General features: G+C 46.2%; 27 protein-coding genes. 26 read left to right on the forward strand and 1 reads right to left on the reverse strand.

What is annotated here, in order from left to right:
* Window positions 1-38: 38 nt before the first annotated feature.
* The 9 genes from atpI (at window position 39) to ICW23_RS08595 (ending at window position 6,952) form a co-directional block, all read left to right on the forward strand.
* Window positions 39-422, forward strand: a complete 384-nt coding sequence (gene atpI / locus ICW23_RS08555; RefSeq protein WP_013353910.1) for an ATP synthase subunit I — start codon at window positions 39-41, stop codon at window positions 420-422.
* Window positions 423-429: 7 nt separating this feature from the next.
* Window positions 430-1,164, forward strand: a complete 735-nt coding sequence (atpB, locus tag ICW23_RS08560; protein ID WP_016937643.1) for a F0F1 ATP synthase subunit A — start codon at window positions 430-432, stop codon at window positions 1,162-1,164.
* A 46-nt stretch (window positions 1,165-1,210) separates the two neighbouring features.
* Window positions 1,211-1,423 carry a F0F1 ATP synthase subunit C gene (gene atpE, locus ICW23_RS08565; protein WP_003151167.1) on the forward strand — a complete coding sequence of 71 codons (213 nt, stop codon included), beginning with the start codon at window positions 1,211-1,213 and terminating at the stop codon, window positions 1,421-1,423.
* A 141-nt stretch (window positions 1,424-1,564) separates the two neighbouring features.
* Window positions 1,565-2,077, forward strand: a complete 513-nt coding sequence (atpF, locus tag ICW23_RS08570) for a F0F1 ATP synthase subunit B (protein WP_016937644.1) — start codon at window positions 1,565-1,567, stop codon at window positions 2,075-2,077.
* Window positions 2,074-2,619 (forward strand): F0F1 ATP synthase subunit delta, encoded by a 546-nt coding sequence (locus tag ICW23_RS08575; protein ID WP_003151169.1) that lies wholly within the window; start codon window positions 2,074-2,076, stop codon window positions 2,617-2,619. The genes atpF and ICW23_RS08575 overlap by 4 nt, the downstream gene beginning before the upstream one ends.
* Before the next feature lie 16 nt (window positions 2,620-2,635).
* Window positions 2,636-4,144, forward strand: coding sequence for a F0F1 ATP synthase subunit alpha (gene atpA, locus ICW23_RS08580; protein WP_016937645.1), 1,509 nt, complete (start codon window positions 2,636-2,638; stop codon window positions 4,142-4,144).
* Between the two features lie 75 nt (window positions 4,145-4,219).
* Window positions 4,220-5,083: an ATP synthase F1 subunit gamma gene (gene atpG / locus ICW23_RS08585; protein WP_003151172.1), complete on the forward strand. Its 864-nt coding sequence runs from the start codon at window positions 4,220-4,222 to the stop codon at window positions 5,081-5,083.
* Between the two features lie 25 nt (window positions 5,084-5,108).
* Window positions 5,109-6,530 carry a F0F1 ATP synthase subunit beta gene (gene atpD, locus ICW23_RS08590; protein ID WP_016937646.1) on the forward strand — a complete coding sequence of 474 codons (1,422 nt, stop codon included), beginning with the start codon at window positions 5,109-5,111 and terminating at the stop codon, window positions 6,528-6,530.
* Window positions 6,531-6,553: 23 nt separating this feature from the next.
* Window positions 6,554-6,952, forward strand: coding sequence for a F0F1 ATP synthase subunit epsilon (locus ICW23_RS08595; protein WP_013353907.1), 399 nt, complete (start codon window positions 6,554-6,556; stop codon window positions 6,950-6,952).
* A 44-nt stretch (window positions 6,953-6,996) separates the two neighbouring features.
* On the opposite strand, the gene ICW23_RS08600 is transcribed toward ICW23_RS08595, so the two are convergent.
* Complete coding sequence (locus ICW23_RS08600) at window positions 6,997-7,467, reverse strand: hypothetical protein (RefSeq protein ID WP_045927227.1); 471 nt, start codon at window positions 7,465-7,467, stop codon at window positions 6,997-6,999.
* 172 nt (window positions 7,468-7,639) lie between these two features.
* Here ICW23_RS08600 and ICW23_RS08605 point away from each other — a divergent pair, with 172 nt between their 5' ends.
* The 17 genes from ICW23_RS08605 (at window position 7,640) to ICW23_RS19100 (ending at window position 21,073) form a co-directional block, all read left to right on the forward strand.
* On the forward strand, window positions 7,640-7,870 hold the full coding sequence (locus tag ICW23_RS08605) for a DUF1146 family protein (protein ID WP_007614366.1): 231 nt from the start codon (window positions 7,640-7,642) through the stop codon (window positions 7,868-7,870).
* 141 nt (window positions 7,871-8,011) lie between these two features.
* A complete protein-coding gene (locus ICW23_RS08610; RefSeq protein WP_095241200.1) occupies window positions 8,012-8,752 on the forward strand; it encodes a YwmB family TATA-box binding protein in 741 nt (246 codons plus the stop codon).
* A 33-nt stretch (window positions 8,753-8,785) separates the two neighbouring features.
* The gene (gene murA, locus ICW23_RS08615; RefSeq protein WP_016937650.1) at window positions 8,786-10,096 is read left to right on the forward strand and encodes a UDP-N-acetylglucosamine 1-carboxyvinyltransferase; all 1,311 of its coding nucleotides are present in this window, start codon (window positions 8,786-8,788) and stop codon (window positions 10,094-10,096) included.
* A 202-nt stretch (window positions 10,097-10,298) separates the two neighbouring features.
* The gene (gene spoIID / locus ICW23_RS08620; RefSeq protein ID WP_188154346.1) at window positions 10,299-11,330 is read left to right on the forward strand and encodes a stage II sporulation protein D; all 1,032 of its coding nucleotides are present in this window, start codon (window positions 10,299-10,301) and stop codon (window positions 11,328-11,330) included.
* A gap of 264 nt (window positions 11,331-11,594) precedes the next feature.
* Complete coding sequence (locus ICW23_RS08625) at window positions 11,595-12,281, forward strand: vWA domain-containing protein (protein WP_045927230.1); 687 nt, start codon at window positions 11,595-11,597, stop codon at window positions 12,279-12,281.
* A gap of 308 nt (window positions 12,282-12,589) precedes the next feature.
* Window positions 12,590-13,270: a VWA domain-containing protein gene (locus tag ICW23_RS08630; protein WP_016937653.1), complete on the forward strand. Its 681-nt coding sequence runs from the start codon at window positions 12,590-12,592 to the stop codon at window positions 13,268-13,270.
* Between the two features lie 85 nt (window positions 13,271-13,355).
* Entirely contained in the window at window positions 13,356-13,520 is a 165-nt protein-coding gene (locus tag ICW23_RS08635) for a hypothetical protein (RefSeq protein WP_007407587.1), read from the forward strand.
* Window positions 13,521-13,614: 94 nt separating this feature from the next.
* The gene (fdhD, locus tag ICW23_RS08640) at window positions 13,615-14,403 is read left to right on the forward strand and encodes a formate dehydrogenase accessory sulfurtransferase FdhD (RefSeq protein ID WP_099744607.1); all 789 of its coding nucleotides are present in this window, start codon (window positions 13,615-13,617) and stop codon (window positions 14,401-14,403) included.
* A gap of 17 nt (window positions 14,404-14,420) precedes the next feature.
* On the forward strand, window positions 14,421-15,446 hold the full coding sequence (moaA, locus tag ICW23_RS08645; RefSeq protein WP_016937655.1) for a GTP 3',8-cyclase MoaA: 1,026 nt from the start codon (window positions 14,421-14,423) through the stop codon (window positions 15,444-15,446).
* 189 nt (window positions 15,447-15,635) lie between these two features.
* A complete protein-coding gene (locus tag ICW23_RS08650) occupies window positions 15,636-16,766 on the forward strand; it encodes a response regulator aspartate phosphatase (protein ID WP_016937656.1) in 1,131 nt (376 codons plus the stop codon).
* Between the two features lie 121 nt (window positions 16,767-16,887).
* A complete protein-coding gene (locus ICW23_RS08655) occupies window positions 16,888-17,367 on the forward strand; it encodes a hypothetical protein (RefSeq protein WP_016937657.1) in 480 nt (159 codons plus the stop codon).
* A 73-nt stretch (window positions 17,368-17,440) separates the two neighbouring features.
* Window positions 17,441-17,629 carry a CsbD family protein gene (locus tag ICW23_RS08660; RefSeq protein WP_016937658.1) on the forward strand — a complete coding sequence of 63 codons (189 nt, stop codon included), beginning with the start codon at window positions 17,441-17,443 and terminating at the stop codon, window positions 17,627-17,629.
* Between the two features lie 351 nt (window positions 17,630-17,980).
* Complete coding sequence (ureA, locus tag ICW23_RS08665; protein WP_016937659.1) at window positions 17,981-18,298, forward strand: urease subunit gamma; 318 nt, start codon at window positions 17,981-17,983, stop codon at window positions 18,296-18,298.
* Entirely contained in the window at window positions 18,295-18,669 is a 375-nt protein-coding gene (ureB, locus tag ICW23_RS08670) for an urease subunit beta (RefSeq protein WP_016937660.1), read from the forward strand. The genes ureA and ureB overlap by 4 nt, the downstream gene beginning before the upstream one ends.
* A complete protein-coding gene (gene ureC / locus ICW23_RS08675; RefSeq protein ID WP_016937661.1) occupies window positions 18,666-20,375 on the forward strand; it encodes an urease subunit alpha in 1,710 nt (569 codons plus the stop codon). Before ureB ends, ureC begins: the two co-directional genes overlap by 4 nt.
* A gap of 140 nt (window positions 20,376-20,515) precedes the next feature.
* Entirely contained in the window at window positions 20,516-20,920 is a 405-nt protein-coding gene (locus tag ICW23_RS08680; RefSeq protein WP_099744606.1) for an Rrf2 family transcriptional regulator, read from the forward strand.
* Between the two features lie 21 nt (window positions 20,921-20,941).
* Window positions 20,942-21,073: a hypothetical protein gene (locus tag ICW23_RS19100; RefSeq protein WP_262481954.1), complete on the forward strand. Its 132-nt coding sequence runs from the start codon at window positions 20,942-20,944 to the stop codon at window positions 21,071-21,073.
* The last annotated feature ends 37 nt before the right edge of the window (window positions 21,074-21,110 follow it).

Genomic DNA, 21,110 nt, shown 5'->3' on the forward strand with positions numbered 1-21,110 from the left:
GGAATTATATTACTTTTTCATCAGGAGACAGATAGTTGATGGACGATCCCAATCTTACATTCAGCAGACAACGGAGATATGTATTTGTGATCTTGGCAATCTATTTGCTGGGATATGGTCTTACGGCGTATAAAACTGTTTTTCTAGGCCTCTTTTTGGGAACTGTTTTCAGTTTGTTTAATCTGTGGCTCTTGACCAGAAGAATGAATGCTTTTGACAAGGCCGTAGCGAAAGGAAAGTCCATACGATCACTCGGGAGCGCAGCGCGTTGGTGCAATGCGATACTTGCGATGGCTATCGCCTTTAAATATCCCGACAAAGTCAGTGTGGCAAGTGTGATTATTGGATTAATGACAATTTATCCCGTCATTATGATAGATTCCATTATTCAGCTCAAACGTTCATCAATGGAAGAGAGGTGAAAACCCATTGAATCACGATTACAGAACTATTGATTTGTATGGTCTTACTTTTAATCTGACAAACATTCTGATGATTACTGTGGCAAGTGTGATTGTGCTGCTGATTGCGATTCTTACTACGAGAACGCTGTCCATCCGTCCGGGAAAAGCCCAGAACTTCATGGAATGGATTGTTGATTTTGTCCGCAATATTATAGGCAGTACAATGGATTTAAAGACAGGGGCTAACTTCTTGGCGCTTGGTGTAACCTTGCTGATGTACATATTTGTATCAAATATGCTGGGGCTGCCGTTTTCTGTAACGGTCGGACACGAGCTTTGGTGGAAATCACCGACGGCTGATCCGGCTATTACTCTGACTCTAGCCGTTATGGTCGTGTCATTAACACACTATTACGGCGTGAAGATGAAAGGTTTGAAGGAATATTCTAAGGATTACCTCAGACCGGTTCCGCTTATGTTCCCGATGAAGATCATTGAGGAGTTTGCGAATACGCTGACACTCGGACTTCGTCTTTACGGTAACATTTTCGCCGGGGAAATTCTTCTTGGCCTTCTTGCAAATCTGGCGACGAATTTCTACTCAAACAGTTTCTTTCTCGGTTTGGTCGGCACAGTCGGAGCCATTATTCCGATGCTTGCATGGCAGGCGTTCAGCTTGTTCATCGGTACCATCCAGGCATTTATCTTTACGATGCTGACGATGGTGTACATGTCACACAAAATCAGTCATGATCATTAAAATCATATATCCAATTCGGATAACATTTTAAAGGAGGAACTTTTTCATGAATTTAATAGCAGCTGCGATTGCAATCGGTTTAGGTGCACTTGGTGCAGGTATTGGTAACGGTTTGATTGTTTCACGTACGGTAGAGGGAATTGCCCGTCAGCCGGAAGCAGGAAAAGAACTTAGAACTCTTATGTTCATGGGTATCGCATTGGTTGAGGCCCTTCCAATTATCGCTGTCGTTATCGCGTTCTTAGCGTTCTTTGGCTAAGCATAAAAGCCTTATATGAACTAAAAATGGCGAAGATCACTCTAAGAGAACCTTCGCCATTGCTTTATGTCTGATAAGCAGGCCGTCTTGAAACGGCTTTTATCAGCAGAGAAAACCTGCAGAAGGGAGTTGCCGTAGTAGATGTCTCAATTACCTCTTGAATTAGGACTGTCGTTTAACGGCGGAGATATCCTATTCCAATTGTTAGCTATGTTAGTTTTATTAGCGCTTCTCAAGAAATTCGCTCTTGGACCGCTATTAAATATAATGAAACAGCGTGAAGATCATATCACCGGCGAAATTACGTCCGCTGAAGAAAGAAATAAAGAAGCGCAGAAGCTGATTGAAGAGCAGCGCGTTCTTTTAAAAGAAGCGAAACAGGAATCACAATCACTCATTGAAAATGCGAAAAAACTGGGTGAAAAGCAGAAGGAAGATATTATCCAGGCTGCGCGCGCCGAGTCTGAAAGATTAAAAGAAGCGGCGAGAACCGAAATTGTCAAAGAAAAAGAACAAGCGGTTTCCGCACTTCGCGAGCAAGTCGCATCACTTTCTGTCTTAATCGCTTCGAAAGTGATCGAAAAAGAGCTTGATGAACAAGCCCAGGAGAAACTGATTCAGGACTATCTTAAAGAGGTAGGAGAGAGCCGATGAGTGGATCTGCTGTCTCTAAACGATACGCGTCAGCGCTTTTCGACATTGCCGTTGAGACTTCTCAAATCAATGAAATCGAAGAAGAGCTTACCGTACTAAAAGAAGTTTTCCGGAACGAAGCCGGATTACAGGAAGTGTTAAGCCATCCGAAGGTATCGGCTGCTAAGAAAAAAGAGCTGATTCAGCAATCGTTCGGCGCACTGTCTGAGTCTGTGCTGCATACGATTTTTCTTCTGATTGACCGCCGCCGGTCTTCGATTGTGCCTGATCTCACAGACGAGTTTATCAAACTTGCCAATCAGGCCCGTCAGACAGAGGATGCGGTTGTTTATTCAGTAAAACCGCTGTCAGAAGCGGAAATGTTATCATTATCTCAAGTGTTTGCAAAAAAAGCCGGAATCGCTTCGCTCAGAATCAGAAATGAAGTGCAGACGGATTTAATAGGCGGCATTAAAGTCCGCATTGGAAACCGGATTTATGACGGAAGCGTGAGCGGAAAGCTTGAGCGCATGGAACGTCAACTTGCCGGAGGAAATCGATAGAAGGGGTGAAACCTAAGTGAGCATCAAAGCTGAAGAGATTAGCACGCTGATAAAGCAGCAAATTCAAAATTACCAATCTGAAATTGAAGTTCATGACGTAGGTACAGTCATCCAAGTCGGAGACGGTATTGCGCGTGTGCACGGCCTTGACAATTGTATGGCCGGTGAACTTGTTGAGTTTTCAAACGGCGTTTTGGGTATGGCTCAAAACCTTGAAGAATCCAACGTAGGTATCGTTATCTTAGGACCTTACAGAGATATCCGTGAAGGTGATGAGGTCAAAAGAACGGGCCGCATCATGGAAGTTCCTGTAGGTGAAGAATTAATCGGACGTATTGTCAACCCGCTCGGACAGCCGGTAGACGGAATGGGCCCGATTCTGACAAGCAAAACCCGCCCGATCGAAAGCCAGGCACCAGGCGTAATGGACCGTAAATCGGTACATGAGCCGCTGCAAACGGGTATCAAAGCGATCGACGCGTTAATTCCGATCGGCCGCGGACAGCGTGAGCTGATTATCGGGGACCGTCAGACAGGTAAAACATCTGTTGCGATTGATACAATCTTAAACCAAAAAGACCAAGACATGATCTGTGTGTATGTAGCGATCGGTCAAAAAGAATCTACAGTACGCGGCGTGGTGGAAACACTTCGTAAGCATGGCGCGCTTGATTACACGATTGTTGTGACGGCGTCTGCTTCACAGCCGGCTCCGCTTCTTTACCTTGCACCGTATGCAGGGGTGACAATGGGTGAAGAATTCATGTACAACGGCAAGCACGTTCTCGTCGTATATGATGATTTATCCAAACAAGCGGCCGCTTACCGTGAGCTGTCATTGCTTCTTCGCCGTCCGCCGGGCCGTGAAGCATTCCCTGGGGATGTATTCTATCTTCACTCCCGTCTGCTTGAGCGCGCAGCCAAGCTGAGTGACGCTAAAGGCGCAGGATCAATTACGGCGCTGCCGTTCGTCGAAACACAAGCAGGAGATATCTCCGCTTATATCCCGACAAACGTCATTTCCATTACTGACGGACAGATTTTCCTTCAATCCGACTTATTCTTCTCAGGCGTGCGTCCTGCGATCAATGCCGGATTATCCGTATCCCGTGTCGGCGGATCAGCCCAAATCAAAGCGATGAAGAAGGTAGCGGGAACATTGCGTCTTGACCTTGCTTCATACCGTGAACTTGAAGCATTCGCCCAATTCGGATCTGATCTTGACCAGGCGACTCAGGCGAAACTGAACCGCGGTGCGCGTACAGTTGAAGTGCTGAAACAAGACTTGAATAAGCCGCTTCCGGTTGAAAAACAGGTAGCCATTCTTTATGCGCTGACAAAAGGATATCTTGATGATATTCCGGTTGCGGATATCAGACGTTTTGAAGAAGAGTACTACATGTACCTTGATCAAAACCATAAAGATCTGCTTGACGGCATTGCGAAAACAGGAAACCTTCCTGCTGATGAAGACTTCAAAGCTGCAATCGAAGGCTTCAAACGCACATTTGCACCAAGCAACTAACCCTTAGAAGATGAGAGAAAAAGGTTCTCTTTTTCTCTCTTTTTACGCAAATGAAGAATAAAGGTGGTGAAATCTTTGGCCTCATTACGCGATATTAAGTCAAGGATCACGTCAACGAAAAAAACAAGCCAGATTACAAAAGCCATGCAGATGGTATCCGCTGCGAAGCTGAACCGTGCGGAAACCAACGCGAAGTCATTTGCTCCGTATATGGATAAGATCCAGGAGGTTGTGTTTAACGTCGGAAAAGGCGCGAAAAACGCGAAACACCCGATGCTTGTCTCAAGAGAAGTGAAAAAGACGGCGTATCTCGTCATTACGTCTGACCGCGGGCTTGCGGGTGCGTTTAACAGTTCGGTTTTGCGAAACGCTTACCGCACCATTCAAGAACGCCATCAGTCTAAAGATGAATACACGGTGATTGCAATCGGCAGAGTCGGCCGCGATTTCTTCAAAAAACGGGAAATGCCGATTTTGTCTGAGTTAGTGGGGCTTGGCGACGAGGTCACTTTTGCTCAGATTAAGGATTTGACCCGTCAGACGGTTCAAATGTTTATCGACGGCGCTTTTGATGAACTGCATTTGGTGTATAACCATTTCGTCAGTGCGATTTCACAGGAAGTGACGGAGAAAAAAGTGCTGCCTTTAACGGATTTCGGAACGAGCGGCGGGAAGCGCACGGCTTCTTACGAGTTCGAACCGGATGAAGAAGAGGTGCTCGAAGTGCTGCTTCCTCAATATGCGGAAAGCTTAATTTACGGCGCGCTTCTTGACAGTAAAGCAAGTGAACACGCTGCGAGAATGACAGCGATGAAAAATGCGACTGATAATGCGAAAGAACTCATTGATTCACTTTCGCTTTCATATAACCGCGCGCGTCAAGCGGCGATTACACAAGAAATTACCGAAATTGTCGGCGGTGCAGCCGCTTTAGAATAGAAAGATTTTGTCAGGAGGGATAGCGATGAAGAAAGGACGCGTAAGTCAGGTGCTTGGACCGGTTGTCGACGTACGTTTCGAGGACGGCCACTTGCCTGCGATTTATAATGCGATTAAAGTTTCACAGCCAGCTACAGGCGAAAATGAAGTAGGCATCGATCTAACGCTAGAGGTTGCTCTTCATTTAGGCGATGATACAGTCCGTACAATTGCCATGGCATCTACGGACGGAATTCAGCGCGGAATGGAAGCAGTTGATACAGGTGCTCCGATTTCCGTTCCTGTCGGTGATGTGACTCTCGGACGCGTATTTAACGTACTGGGAGATAAAATTGATTTAAATGAGCCGCTGCCTGCGGATGCTCAAAAGGACCCGATCCACAGATCAGCTCCTTCATTCGATCAGCTTTCAACTGAGGTTGAAATTCTTGAAACGGGAATTAAGGTCGTTGACCTGCTCGCTCCTTACATCAAGGGCGGTAAAATCGGATTGTTCGGCGGTGCCGGTGTAGGTAAAACCGTATTAATCCAGGAATTAATCAACAACATCGCGCAAGAGCACGGCGGTATTTCCGTATTCGCCGGTGTAGGAGAGCGTACTCGTGAAGGGAACGACCTTTTCTACGAAATGAGCGATTCAGGCGTTATCAAGAAAACAGCCATGGTCTTCGGACAAATGAACGAGCCGCCGGGCGCACGTATGCGTGTAGCACTGACTGGTCTTACAATGGCTGAGCATTTCCGTGATAAACAAGGACAGGACGTACTGTTCTTTATCGATAACATTTTCCGTTTCACACAAGCGGGTTCAGAGGTTTCCGCGCTTCTCGGCCGTATGCCTTCTGCGGTTGGTTATCAGCCGACGCTTGCGACAGAAATGGGTCAGCTTCAAGAGCGTATTACGTCTACAAACGTTGGTTCAGTTACATCTATCCAGGCGATCTACGTGCCTGCCGATGACTATACTGACCCGGCTCCGGCGACGACGTTCGCTCACTTGGACGCAACGACTAACCTTGAGCGTAAATTAACTGAGATGGGTATCTACCCTGCGGTTGATCCGCTGGCTTCCACTTCCCGCGCGCTTGCTCCGGAAATTGTCGGAGAAGAGCATTATGCGGTGGCGCGTGAAGTTCAGTCAACGCTTCAGCGTTACAAAGAACTGCAGGATATTATCGCAATTCTCGGTATGGATGAATTGGGTGAAGAAGACAAGCTTGTCGTTCACCGCGCACGCCGTATCCAGTTCTTCCTTTCTCAAAACTTCCACGTAGCTGAGCAGTTTACGGGACAAAAGGGTTCTTACGTGCCTGTTAAAGAAACAGTTAAAGGCTTTAAAGAAATCCTTTCCGGTAAATATGACCATCTTCCGGAAGATGCATTCCGTCTTGTGGGACGCATTGAAGAAGTCATTGAGAATGCAAAAGAGATGGGTGTAGAAGTTTAATCTGGTCCTAGGAGGGTAAAAGCATGAAGACCGTTAAAGTCAATATCGTTACTCCCGACGGCCCAGTATATGATGCTGATATTGAAATGGTAAGCGTAAGAGCCGAGAGCGGTGATCTCGGTATCTTGCCGGGCCATATTCCGACCGTGGCTCCGCTTAAAATCGGCGCTGTCCGCCTAAAAAAAGACGGACAGACTGACTTGGCGGCTGTCAGCGGCGGATTTTTAGAAGTCCGCCCTGATCAGGTCACTATCCTTGCACAAGCCGCTGAAACTGCGGACAGCATTGATAAAGAGCGCGCCCTTGCTGCGAAAAAGCGGGCGGAAGACCGTTTGAACAAACGATCAGATGATACTGACATTCGTCGGGCTGAGCTTGCGTTACAGCGGGCTGTAAACAGATTGGATGTTGCAGGAAACTAAAAAAGAATCCTTCTCGGCTGTCTGAGAAGGATTCTTTTTCTATATTAACGCATAAGAGATTCATAGACGCCGATAAGCGGATGATCCTCTTCTTTTTGCAGATATAAATGTTCACAGCAGTTGTCAGTGTGCCACGTTTTGTTTCCTCTTCGCACGCCCGTCGTATAGGCGCCGTCCGTATACGGATATGGTTTAACGATCCATTCGGCATCGTCATGGTGTCTGATGGCGCAATCAATGACATACACACTGAGCATTTTCTCAAATTCGTCAATCGGCAGATTCCAGTCCGCCAATAGCAGCTCTTTTATGCTGCGGAAGTAGAGAGCTTCTAATTTCTTCAGGCTTCCGTGTGAATAATCAAGAGAAATGTTGAAAAACTGACATAATTCTTTCAGTTCCTCTGTTTGAGACTGTCTATAATCATAGTAGAATGCTATCGCTTCCCACTCGTGGTCAAATACGGGCAGTGATTCTCCATACTGCTTTTCCGGATGAAAAAAGGAATGATTCATATTCCCATCTCCTTTCCAAAAAAGTATACCATGCGGGAGAACGGACATTTAAGCGGAGATTGCCCCTAATTTTGGATAAAAATTCTGCTGTGAAAATGATCATCTTTCTCTTTTCTTCTTATATAATAAGAGAGGATATGAGGGGCGGAAAAAATGAAAGGAGATGGAATGTGTGAATGTATTGGGGCAGCAGGCCGCAATCAGCATTCTGGTTCATCTGGTATGCATTGCGGTGACATGGTGGGCGCTACAGGCCGTCAACTTTGATCCGCTGATCCGAAAAGGAAAAATAGTGCAGGCAAGGCTGCTGATTATTCTTCTTACCATTGCGATCGGAACGGCAGTCGCTGACTTCTTTTTAGATTATCTTACCTATTCGAAGCAGCTTCCATACTTGTTTTAAGGTGTTTCGTCAGTTGAAATGAAGGGAATCGCTGGGGGAGAAACCAATTTTTCTTCACCCGTTTGGCGAGTTTTGACGAAGTTTTCCATGTATCGCTTTCCCCGGCTCCGGCAAAAATGGGAGTAAGGGGGAGAGATCGATATGAAGAAAAAAAGAGCAGGCCGTATCATCTTGATTTTTGTTTTTTTAAGCGCCTTAATTGCGGTATTTCATTCCATTCATGCAAGTGAGCTGTCTCCGCTTGCCCAGATTGCCGAAGGAATGGAGCGGCAGCATGTCACTGTAGATGAGTGGACGCTTCATGCGAAAGAAAATCTGAACCTGTCACTGAGTGAATTTGATGACAAGGTGAAAGAACTGAAGACGCAGAATCCGCAATATCAGTGGGAAACCGCTCAAGAAGATAAGATTGTAAAGGCTGTCGGCACGTATTCTGACAAAAAAAATCATACAACTTTTAAACTGCAGCTCGTCACTACCCTCAAAAACCAGAACCCAACTTCGTATTTATTATATGAGCAAATGAGCCCGGAGCAACCGGAAAACTGGAATGATACATATGAACAGTTTGAACGGCAGGCACATGACATATTTCAAAATAAAGTATTTATTTTTACTTGTCTAAAGGGTCATTTAAATGATAATATGAGTATTGTTTTGCAAAAAAAAGCAGAACAGCTCATGAAAGAATTTGAAGCAAGTCCAGTTGAACATGTAGTTGAGCCTCATTTCGTTTCTGTTTCTGCATTTACATATAAGTGGACAGATTACATCATGACATCTAAACATAAGATGAATGTGCAAATTGCGCTTAGAAGTGCGGGAATGGGCGAAAAACATACCGTTACGGTTGGCACACCAATCGTGACAACTGAATATTAATATAGAGAATATAGGGACGCGGAGGGGAATACCTTGGAAAAAATCATCGTCCGCGGCGGTCAGAAGTTAAACGGCACAGTGAAAGTTGAAGGAGCAAAAAATGCCGTTTTGCCTGTTATCGCTGCATCTTTATTAGCAAGTGAAGAAAAAAGCGTAATATGTGATGTACCTACGCTCTCCGATGTATATACAATTAATGAAGTGTTGCGTCATTTAGGAGCAGATGTGCATTTTGAGAATAATGAAGTTACGGTAAACGCTTCTTACGCTTTAGAAACAGAAGCACCTTTTGAATATGTGCGTAAAATGCGCGCGTCAGTGCTTGTAATGGGCCCTCTATTAGCCCGTACGGGTCATTCAAGAGTAGCGCTTCCGGGCGGCTGCGCTATCGGTTCAAGACCGATTGACCAGCATTTAAAAGGCTTTGAAGCAATGGGTGCAAAAATCAAAGTAGGCAACGGCTTTATTGAAGCGGAAGTGGAAGGCCGTCTGCAGGGCGCAAAAATCTATTTAGATTTCCCAAGTGTGGGTGCGACAGAAAACTTGATTATGGCAGCTGCATTAGCTGAAGGAACAACAACGCTTGAAAACGTGGCAAAAGAGCCTGAAATCGTTGACTTAGCGAACTATATCAATGCAATGGGCGGAAAAATCCGCGGAGCCGGCACAGGCACCATTAAAATTGAAGGTGTCGAGAAGCTTCGCGGCGTCAGACACAACATCATTCCTGACCGTATTGAAGCGGGTACTTTCATGGTGGCTGCGGCTATTACGGAAGGAAATGTATTAGTAAAAGGTGCCGTTCCTGAGCATCTTACGTCTTTAATTGCGAAGATGGAAGAAATGGGAGTCAAAATTACGGATGAAGGAGAAGGCCTTCGTGTCATCGGCCCTGCCCAGCTGAAGCCGATCGACATCAAAACGATGCCTCACCCCGGATTCCCGACTGATATGCAGTCGCAAATGATGGCGCTCCTTCTCCGTGCGAGCGGAACAAGCATGATTACTGAAACTGTGTTTGAAAACCGTTTTATGCATGCTGAAGAATTCCGCCGGATGAATGGCGACATTAAAATTGAAGGACGTTCTGTGATCATTAACGGTCCTGTACAGCTGCAAGGCGCAGAAGTTGCCGCTACGGACCTGCGTGCGGGCGCGGCGCTGATTCTTGCGGGATTAGTGGCTGAAGGTCATACACGCGTTACGGAACTGAAGCACTTGGATCGCGGTTATGTGGATTTCCATAAAAAACTTGCGGCTCTCGGCGCTGACATTGAGCGTGTTGTTGATGAAACGGCCGCTGAACAAGAAAGCAAAGAAGCCGTTACTGACTTAAACGCATAAAGGTTATAAAAACAGTATGTCAATCTGGCATACTGTTTTTTTTATAGGGTTTATCATCATTATTATGCTCTGATTTTCAAAAAAGAATACGTTTTTGGCGTGAAAAATCGAATAAAGATTCTGTCCAAAAGGAAGTCATATTAGCTTGTCCCTGCCCATAAGATGAAGTAGAGTCGAATCCCAAGCAGGAGGCAGCTGATATATGAAACCCATTGTATTTCTACTATCCGGGCTGTGTGTACTTATTCTTCTTGTTCCCACCATTCTCGTTCTTCCGTTTCAGGCAGAAAAAGGAGCGGCCGCGAATAAAGAGCCCGGACACAAAACAGCACACACCATACGAGAGACAAAAGGAGCAGAAACATTGAAAGAATCACCTGTATCCATTCCGGTTTATCGGACATCCAAACATTCTGTAGAGAACATTCCGCTTGAAGAGTACGTGACCGGAGTTGTAGCTTCCGAAATGCCCGTTGACTTTAAACCGGAGGCCTTAAAAGCCCAGGCGCTCGCTGCCCGGACATTCATCGTCAGACTGATGGTCGCTGACTCAGCCGTTCAGGCGCCTAAAGGATCGCTGGTGGATGACACACAGATGTTCCAAGTCTATCAAAGCAAGAGCCAGCTGAAAAAAGAATGGGGTTCTGAGTACGCACAAAACCTTAAGAAAATCACAAACGCGGTGGCCGGCACCCAAGGAAAGATTTTAACGTATGACAACAAACCGATTGAGGCATCTTTTTTCTCTACAAGCAACGGCTATACGGAAAATGCGGAAGCCTATTGGACAAGCGCTATTCCTTATTTAAAGAGTGTGAAAAGCCCTTGGGATAAGAAATCGCCGAAATATCTCGCCACCCAGACCTTCAGTGTGTCTGAGTTTCAGCAGAAGCTCGGCGTGCAGCTTTCAGGACAAAGCACGGTGGGGCAGATTACGGCCAGAACACCGGGGCATCAAGTGGCGACGGCCGTCATAAACGGCAAGAAGCTGAAGGGCAGAGACATCCGGGAAAAACTCGGACTCCGGTCTGCCGACTTTGAATGGAAACGAAACGGGAGCAGCATCACCATTACGACAAAGGGGTTCGGCCATGGCGTGGGTATGAGCCAGTACGGAGCCAATTACATGGCGGAGCAGGGAAAATCGGTGGCGGACATCGTCAAGCATTACTATCAGGGAGTGAACATTTCCGAGGCCGCTTCATTTTTAAACAAATATATGGCGAAAAAGTAGACGCTGTCATCAGCGTCTTTTTTTCGGAAAACTATTCCATAAACGGTAAAACAACCAACGGACTCATATAACGAAAGGCTAAAGGCTGACAATTGCGGACAGATGGCTGCGCACCGGGTGAAAATCACTGATAAAAATGCCGCTTCTATGTGAATGTACGCAAAAATAATGAGGAAGCCCGTCCTATTTATTTCCCTTTTCATCTCATTTACGATAAATATTGTTCGGCGTTGAACGTAAATCTATTGAAAAGGGGAAAAAGCAATGAAAAAAACATTTTCACTCATACTTATGCTCGGATTGATGCTGACTGCTGCATCTCCTGCTTTTGCTGCTGAGAAAGCAGACGAGAACACTCTTTTATTCAGAAACAATACCGCCATTTTACTTGATGCGAGCGGCAGTATGGCGAAACGGATAGACGGCGTATCTAAATACAATATGGCAAAAGATGAAATCATCCGTTTTGCGGATCGAATTAAGTCTACATCACAAGTCAGAATGACGGTTTTCGGTTCGGAAGGCAATAATAAAAATTCCGGAAAAGTTCAATCATGTGAAGCCATTCGCGGTGTGTACGGGTTCCAAAAGTTTGACAGACAAAGCTTCCTCAACTCTCTGAACGGAATCGGGCCTACAGGCTGGACACCGATTGCAAAAGCATTAGAAGATGCGAAGGCTTCTTTTAACGGTGTTCATAAATTCGGCTTTAAATCCGTTTACCTGTTGACGGACGGTGAAGAGACATGCGGAGGAGATCCTATTAAGACGGCGAAAGAACTACGCAAACATCATATTAAAGTCAACGTGATCGGTTTTGACTTTAAGGAAGGTTTCAACGGCCAGCTGCATGCGATTGCCGGAGCGGGCGGAGGAAAATATTACGAAGCTCACAGCCAAAAGGATATGAACCGTATCTTTACAATGGAAGCGAGATCATTAGCGGAATAAGAAAAAGGTGCCGTTTATCGGCCCTTTTTTTATGTTTGATTTAACAAAATTTTCATGAAGAGATGAAGAGAAAACTGTAAAAAGAATCAGATCCCGGACTTATATTACAAAAAGGGCGAAAAAGGCATTAAAACTGTCATCATTTAGCCAATCTTTTTAGGATGATGCGCATAATTCTGTTCATTTTTGGTCATATATCGCCGTTCTTACAAAAGGCATCACGCCCTATATCTTTTTCCAAATAGCTAAACTAGCATAGAGAAGAGCCGGGGCCCATCGGCAAAAACAAATGGAGAGGAATGAAGGAAATGAAAAAAATGTTTACTGCGGGGATTGTCGGACTTTTGACGCTCTCACTCGGATCACCTGTTTTTGCGGCTGAGAAAAAGCAAGAGGAAACCAACGTCGCTGTGCTGTTTGATGCAAGCGGAAGCATGATACAAAAAACGGGGGGAGAACGTAAAATAGATGTTGCGAAAGATGCTGTCACCTCTTTTGCGAAAGTTCTTCCTGAAGACACGAATCTGATGCTTCGGGTATTCGGCCATAAGGGCAATAATAAAAACTCCGGCAAAGCCGTATCATGTAATGCGACAGAAACGTTATACGGACTTCAGCCGTACGCCGTGACTCCGTTTGAGCAATCACTCAGCAAAATTAAACCGACAGGCTGGACACCGATAGCAAAAGCGCTTTCTGATACGCGCGAAGAATTTGAGCGGGCCGGCGCTAAAGGGAAAAACGTCGTATACCTGATTACAGACGGTGAAGAAACATGCGGCGGTAATCCTCAGGCTGAAATTCAAAAGCTCCGTAAAGCGAACGTCAACACAATCGTCAATATCATCGGCTTCAACTTCGGCATGAAAGGAAGCGAAAGCCTTGAAAAAGCGGCAGAAGCAGGAGGCGGGACGTATGTCTCAGCTGACAGCGCGGACGAGTTCAAACAGGCTTGGGAAGACGCTGCAAAGGATTTAGCAAAAGAATAGGCTGAAAAAGGACGCCCGCGCGGCGTCTTTTTTGTTTAGAAAACGGAACCGCGGGAATGATACGACTAAAAGGAGATGAACGCTGTTGTTAAAAGGAGCAGGCATTATATTAGTGCTGGCGGCAGTCGTTTTTGTACTGATGGGAATTTTTCTGAAGCTTGCCGCCTTCATATTCGTCAGTATATTGGCCATTATCGCCGCCGTTATTTTATTCACCATTTTAAGCAGACATCATCGCAACGAAACATAGAGTCCGAAGAGGGCTCTTTTTTTAAACCGCAAATTCGACAAAATACAGGGATTATGGAAGAATAAAAGAGAAGGATACTGCGGAGGGGAAAACAGTGGATGAAAAAACAACGGCGGTAAGAGAAATATACCGTTATGAAAAAGGGGTATTAACAAAAACGGCAGATCGGATGGTATCAGAGTATCCATTGACTGTCATGGTGAACGGGCAGGAATTTGTTACGCTCGTCTGCACGCCCGACCACTTAGAGGAACTCGTTATCGGATTTCTCGCGTCAGAAGGCGTCATTCGTTTTGAAAAAGAGATCAAAAGTTTTACGATAGATGAAAGTCTCGGATTTGCATATGTGGAGCTGACGAATCCCGAAATGCTTGAGCAAAAAGACTATACGAAGAGAGTGATCGGTTCATGCTGCGGGAAAGGCCGCCATTTTTACTTTCAGCAGGATGTGAAAACAGCCAAAACCGCCGTCAGCCGCATCACCATAACTCCTGAAACGTGTCTTCGCCTCATGAAGGAGATGCAAAGCGAAAGCGGCACATTCCAGGAAACGGGCGGCGTCCATAATGCGGCGCTGTGCGATACGGAAAAGATGCTCTTCATGAGGACGGATATCGGGCGCCACAATGCGCTGGATAAGCTGTACGGCAACTGCCTGAAAAACGGAGTGCCGGTCCGTGACAAGCTGATTGTCTTCAGCGGACGGATTTCCTCAGAGGTTTTATTGAAAGCCGCAAAAATCGGCGTGTCGATTGTCATTTCAAAATCGGCGCCGACGGAGCTTGCGCTGCAAATGGCGGAAGAGCTGAACATGACGGCGATAGGCTTTGTCAGAAACGGATCGTTTAACGTATACACACATCCTGAACGGGTTGAACAATAGAAAGGGGTCTTGGGCTTATGAATACAGAAACGCGCCGCGTGTCAGACAAAAGGGAAAGGCCGCTCAGGGATCTCCGTATCTCTGTAACCGACCGCTGCAATTTCAGATGCACGTACTGTATGCCAGCCGAACTGTTCGGACCGGATTATCCATTTCTGCAAAAGACGGAACTGCTCTCATTTGAGGAGCTTGAACGGCTTGCCAAACTGTTTGTCGGCCGCTTCGGCGTTGAAAAAATCAGGCTGACGGGCGGGGAGCCGCTGATGAGAAAAGATATGCCTGAATTGATCAAAAAGCTTGCGCGCATCCCGGGGCTTAACGATATTGCGATGACAACGAACGGCTCTCTGCTTCCCGTGTATGCGGAAAAGCTGAAGCAGGCGGGGCTGCATCGCGTGACCGTCAGTCTTGATTCTTTAGAGGATGAGCGGTTTAAGGCCATTAACGGCCGCGGCGTCTCGGTGAACAAGGTGCTCGAGGGCATTGAAGCGGCAAAAGCAGCCGGACTCGGTGTGAAAATCAATATGGTTGTTCAAAAGGGCGTCAATGAAAAAGACATCCTGCCGATGGCCCGTTATTTTAAAGAAAAGGGTCATATTCTTCGGTTTATTGAATTTATGGATGTCGGCAATACAAATCAATGGAATAAAAAAGACGTCATCACGAAGGCTGAGATCATTGATCTGATCAATCAGCACATGCCGGCGGAGCCGATAGAAGCGAATTATAAAGGAGAGGTCGCTTCCAGATTCCGCTATCTCGACGGTTCCGGCGAAATCGGCGTGATTTCCTCCGTCTCGGATGCATTTTGCGCCTCCTGCAACAGAGCGCGTCTGTCGGCAAGGGGCGAGCTTTTTACGTGCCTGTTCGCTTCTAGCGGCTTCGATGTGCGGAAGCTTGTGCGCGGCGGCCTGACTGATGACGAATTGACGGAATCCATCGCCTCTGTCTGGAGAAATCGCACGGATCAGTATTCAATTGACCGCGCGCTTTCTAAAACAGATGGGAAAAAGAAAGTGGAAATGTCGTATATAGGCGGATGAATAAAGGCTTGCCCGAACAAGGGCAGGCTTTTTTATTCAAATGAAGCTCCGGCCTGTTCAAAAAAAACCGATGCCGGCCGAAATATATGATAGGAATTTTGATGCAGGACGATCAAGTTATTCAATTCCAAAGCCATACAATATGTTAAAATATAACCAATAGAAATTAGAAAAGGTTGTGAAAGGGGCATGACCGCATACGAGATTCCGTCATCTCAAGTTGGAGTCAAGATCAACAAATGGTACAAGCACATTTTAGCGTTTCAAGCGGCTGATGCCATAAAGCTGAAAGAGGAAATTGATGAGGATATACAACGTATGGAGGAAGACCAGCTGCTGCTGTTATATTACCAGCTGATCAGCTACCGCCATCATATTATGCTTGATTACGTCAAGCCGGATTTCACCGAACAATCTCAAATTCAGTACAGCGAGCTGCAAAAGACGATCGAAAGCACGGACAGCATATCGGGACTGTCCGAGTATTATTTCCATTTGTTCAGAGGAATGTATGAGTTCGATCAGAATAACTATGTTGCGGCTATTTCTTTTTACCGGAAAGCGGAAAAACTCCTTTCATTTGTCGAGGATGATATAGAGAGGGCGGAATTCCATTTCAAGATGTCTGAAGTGTTTTACGTCATGAAGCAGACTCATTTCTCCATGAATCACGGGATTCAGGCGCTGGATACATATATGAAACACGATTTTTACAGAGTGCGGAGAATACAGTGCCATTTCGTCATCTCAGGAAACTATATCGACTGCAAAAACTACGACAAAGCGCTTGAGCATTTAGACGAAGCGCTCCGCCTTTCTTTGCTTGAAGGACAGCCCCGCCTGATCGGGTCTTCGCTTTACAATCTGGGGAATTGTTATTCTGAAAAGCGTGATCTGGCTGAAGCGGCCCGTTATTTTAGAAAAGCGGTGCCCGTTTTTGAAGAACATCAGCTTGAACAGCTTCCGAAGGCGCTGTTCAGCTTAACACACACCCTTTTCAGGCTGCGTGATGACGAAGCGGCTCTTACTTATTATGAAAAAGGGGTCACGATCGCGAAGGAACGCGGCGACCGATTCAGTTTAGAGAAATATAAGTTTTTACAAGCGCTTTACCTGGAATCCCTCAATATGGACTTAATCCATGAAGTGTTTGACTATATGAATGAAAAATCGCTGTATGTGTATATTGAAGATTTCGCCTTGGAGGCTGCCATATACACAAGCGCCCATGAGCAATATAAAGAAGCGGCGTATTTTTATGAAAAAGTGATTCACATGAGAGAAAACATTCAAAAAGAACAATGTTTATACGATATATAAATTTTCTAACCATCTGATCGGCAGATGGTTATTTTTTTATGCACATTATGAGGTTTGAGCGTTGAAGAAATCGGAAAAATCGCAAAAGAGGGAAAAACGGACGATTGAAAGGAGGGATTTGTTGTTCGGATTTAATGATATGATAAAGTTTTTCGTATCCTTTCTCATCATTTTACCGATGGTGTCTGTCATCCATGTGTCAGGCCACAGCTTTATGGCAATGCTGTTCGGAGGCAAAGCGTCATTGGATATCGGTATGGGGAAACGTTTTTTAAAAGTGGGGCCGATTCAGGTGCGGCGTATCTACTTTATAGATTCTTTTTGCCAATTCGGCGAATTGCGGATAGATAACCGGCTGACGAGCGCGCTCGTCTATTCCGGAGGCTGTCTGTTTAATCTCGCTTCTATTTTTATAATAAATCTGCTGATCATGAAAGATGTTCTCGAGCCAAACTTATTTTTTTACCAATTTGTCTATTTTTCAACGTATTATGTATTCTTTGCCCTTCTGCCGGTCAAACACGGGGATAATAAGCTGTCAGACGGATTGGCCGTTTACAAAGTGCTCCGCTACGGAGAGCGCTGTGAAATCAATAATTGAGAGTTTACATGTTTGCGATAATGCTGAAAGGGAAGAAAACAAGTACACAAAACAAAAAAGGAGCTGAAGGGATATGAGTCAAGATAACGGGTTAAAAGACAAAGTAAAAGGCGGCATGAACAAAATGAAAGGGGAAGCGAAGGACAAAGCAGGTGACATGGCAAACAAGTCCGACTTAAAAGCGGAAGGGAAGAAGGACAAAGCGAAAGGCAGCCTGCAAAAGGGTGTCGGCGAAACGAAAGATAAACTCAGTGACGATTAATTTGATATCGAAACAAAGCAAAAGCCCAAAATATTTTGGGCTTTTTGTTATGAGAAATGACAAAAATTCCAGTTCGTTTGGTTAATATTCACTAACTTTTTAAATATTCTATAAATTTTACGATAATTTCTTTATAATATTCACAAAGAATGTGATCTCTCTTCACATTTGATTAAACGTTTGTTTTAAAAAAATAAGAAATCTGGAATTTCTGCAAAAGGAATCAGGCCGTTCACCGTCGAATACTTTTTATCACTTAACATTTCATGAGGTGAAAGGGGTGGTAACCGCCTGCATCGTTTCGGTATGACCATGTGGATTGCGTTTGACTATCACTAAGGGGGAATACAGATGAAACTGACACCGGTTGAACAAGAAAAATTGCTTATTTTCACAGCGGGAGAGCTCGCAAAACAGCGGAAAGAGCGCGGCGTTCTGCTGAATTATCCTGAAGCTGCCGCATATTTGACCTGTTACCTGATGGAAGGCGCCAGAGACGGAAAAAGCGTTGCTGAGCTGATGGAATCCGGCCGCAGCGTATTGACGGAAAAAGACGTTATGGAAGGCGTTCCGGAAATGCTGGACAGCATTCAGGTGGAAGCGACGTTTCCGGACGGGGTCAAGCTTGTCACCGTTCATCAGCCGATCAAAGCGGAGGTGAAGTCATGAAGCCGGGAGCCATTCAAGTCGCAAAGGGGACCATCACTATTAACGAAGGCCGAAAAACGCTGGAAGTATCAGTGACCAATCATGGAACGCGGTCAGTGCAGGTAGGGTCGCATTTTCATTTTGCGGAAGCCAACGGCGCACTGTCCTTCAATCGGGAGAAAGCAATCGGCATGCGTCTTGACATCCCGTCAGGCACCTCAGTCCGTTTTGAACCGGGAGAAGAGAAAACCGTCACACTCGTGGAAATCGGAGGACGAAAAACGGTCAGAGGCCTGAACGGCATGGCCGATACGTATATGGATGAGCGGGGAAAAGAAAAGACTCTGTCAAATCTTAAAAAAGCCGGATGGATGGAGGAAGCGATCCGATGAAAATGTCACGTGAGCAATACGCAGAACTGTTCGGACCGACAACGGGAGACAAAGTCAGACTCGGAGATACGGATTTATGGATTGAAGTCGAAAAAGACTTCACGAATTACGGAGAAGAAATGATTTTTGGCGGAGGAAAAACAATCCGGGACGGCATGGGGCAAAACGGCCGTATCACCGGGAAAGACGGAGCGCTTGACCTGGTCATCACAAACGCCGTCGTCCTGGATTATACAGGGATCGTCAAGGCGGATATCGGGGTGAAGGACGGCCGGATTGTCGGCGTCGGGAAAAGCGGCAACCCGGATATTATGGATGGGGTGGACCCGCACATGGTCATCGGCGCCGGAACAGAAGTCATTTCCGGCGAAGGAAAAATCGTAACGGCCGGCGGCGTTGATACGCACATTCACTTCATCTGCCCGCAGCAGATGGAAGTCGCGCTTTCTTCAGGCGTGACCACGCTTCTGGGCGGCGGAACGGGCCCTGCGACGGGAAGTAAAGCGACGACCTGTACATCCGGCGCATGGTACATGGCGAGAATGCTGGAGGCGGCTGAGCAGTTTCCGATCAATGTCGGCTTTTTAGGGAAAGGGAATGCCTCTGATAAAGCGCCTCTCATTGAACAGACAGAAGCCGGCGCGATCGGCCTGAAGCTGCATGAAGATTGGGGATCAACGCCAAGCGCCATTAAAGCGTGCATGGAAGTCGCGGATGAGGCGGATATTCAGGTGGCAATCCACACAGACACGATTAATGAAGCGGGCTTTTTAGAAAATACGCTTGATGCGATCGGCGACCGGGTTATCCATACATATCACATAGAGGGAGCAGGCGGAGGCCATGCACCTGATATTATGAAACTCGCTTCTTACGCCAATATTCTGCCGTCCTCTACGACGCCGACGATTCCGTATACGGTCAACACGATGGACGAGCATCTTGATATGATGATGGTCTGCCATCATTTAGATTCAAAAGTCCCTGAAGACGTGGCGTTCAGTCATTCACGCATCAGAGCGGCCACCATCGCGGCGGAGGATATTCTGCACGATATCGGCGCGATCAGCATGACATCATCTGACTCGCAGGCGATGGGCAGGGTGGGAGAAGTGATTATCCGGACATGGCAGGTTGCCGATAAAATGAAGAAGCAGCGGGGCGCTCTTTCAGGAGAAAGCGGCAATGATAATGTGCGCGCCAAACGCTATGTCGCCAAATACACGATCAATCCTGCCGTCACTCACGGCTTGAGTCATGAAGTCGGTTCCGTTGAAAAAGGAAAGCTCGCTGACCTCGTATTGTGGGATCCGGTTTTCTTCGGCGTCAAACCTGAACTTGTGCTCAAAGGGGGCATGATCGCCCGCGCCCAGATGGGAGACCCGAATGCTTCCATTCCGACGCCTGAGCCTGTGTTTATGCGCCAGATGTACGCATCCTACGGGAAAGCAAACCGCAATACGTCTATTACATTTATGTCCCAGGCCGGTATCGCAAACGGCGTACCGGAAAAGCTCGGGCTTGAAAAAATGATTTCCCCCGTACGGAATATCCGCAAGCTGAGTAAGCTCGACATGAAGCTGAATGACGCGATGCCGAATATACAAGTCGATCCGAAAACCTATCAGGTGTTCGCCGACGGTGAAGAACTGGCATGCCAGCCTGTCAGCTATGTTCCGCTCGGACAGCGTTATTTCTTATTTTAATCCCTCTCCGGCCGGTTTCCGCCGGCCTATTTACACCTCAATTGTCAACTTGATTTCATCCTGCCGCGTATTTTAGTGTATATTAATAATTGAAAAACAAATGAAATGTAACCATAGTGGTTACACCGGTGGTGAAAAACATGATTAACAGCCGTCTTGCTGTGGCCATTCACATTCTTTCGCTGATCTCAACGGATGAACGGGCATCGTCAGATATGATTGCGGACAGCGTAAACACCAATCCCGTCGTAGTGCGGAGAACGATCAGCCAGCTCAAAAAAGCAGGTCTTCTGACATCCCGGGCAGGTGTTGCGGGAGCCAGCCTGAAAAAAGATCCGTCGGAGATTACCCTCTTAGAGGTTTACAGGGCGGTACAAAATAAGGAAGAGCTTTTTGCGATTCACGACAATCCGAATCCGGACTGTCCGGTCGGCAAAAATATTCAGCGTGCGCTTGATGAGACGTTCGGAAGCGTACAGCGGGCAATGGAGAATGAACTGGCGAACAAATCTCTTTATGATGTAATGAATCATCTCTTTTGTTAAAAAGAGATGGCTTCATGCCGTTTGTGGTGTAACAAAAATGGTTACAGGAATAAGGAGGAAAAGAACAGCGGAAAAGCGGGAAAAGCCGTTATGATAGAAGCGAAGGAACGCAGGCATGAAATGACAGCCATCGGAGACATGCATCAAACGTAAAAGATCAAGAGGCTGCGGTTTTGGCTCCATATCGGGA

Source organism: Bacillus sp. 1021 (assembly GCF_014534735.1).
Taxonomy (GTDB): Bacteria; Bacillota; Bacilli; order Bacillales; family Bacillaceae; genus Bacillus; species Bacillus siamensis.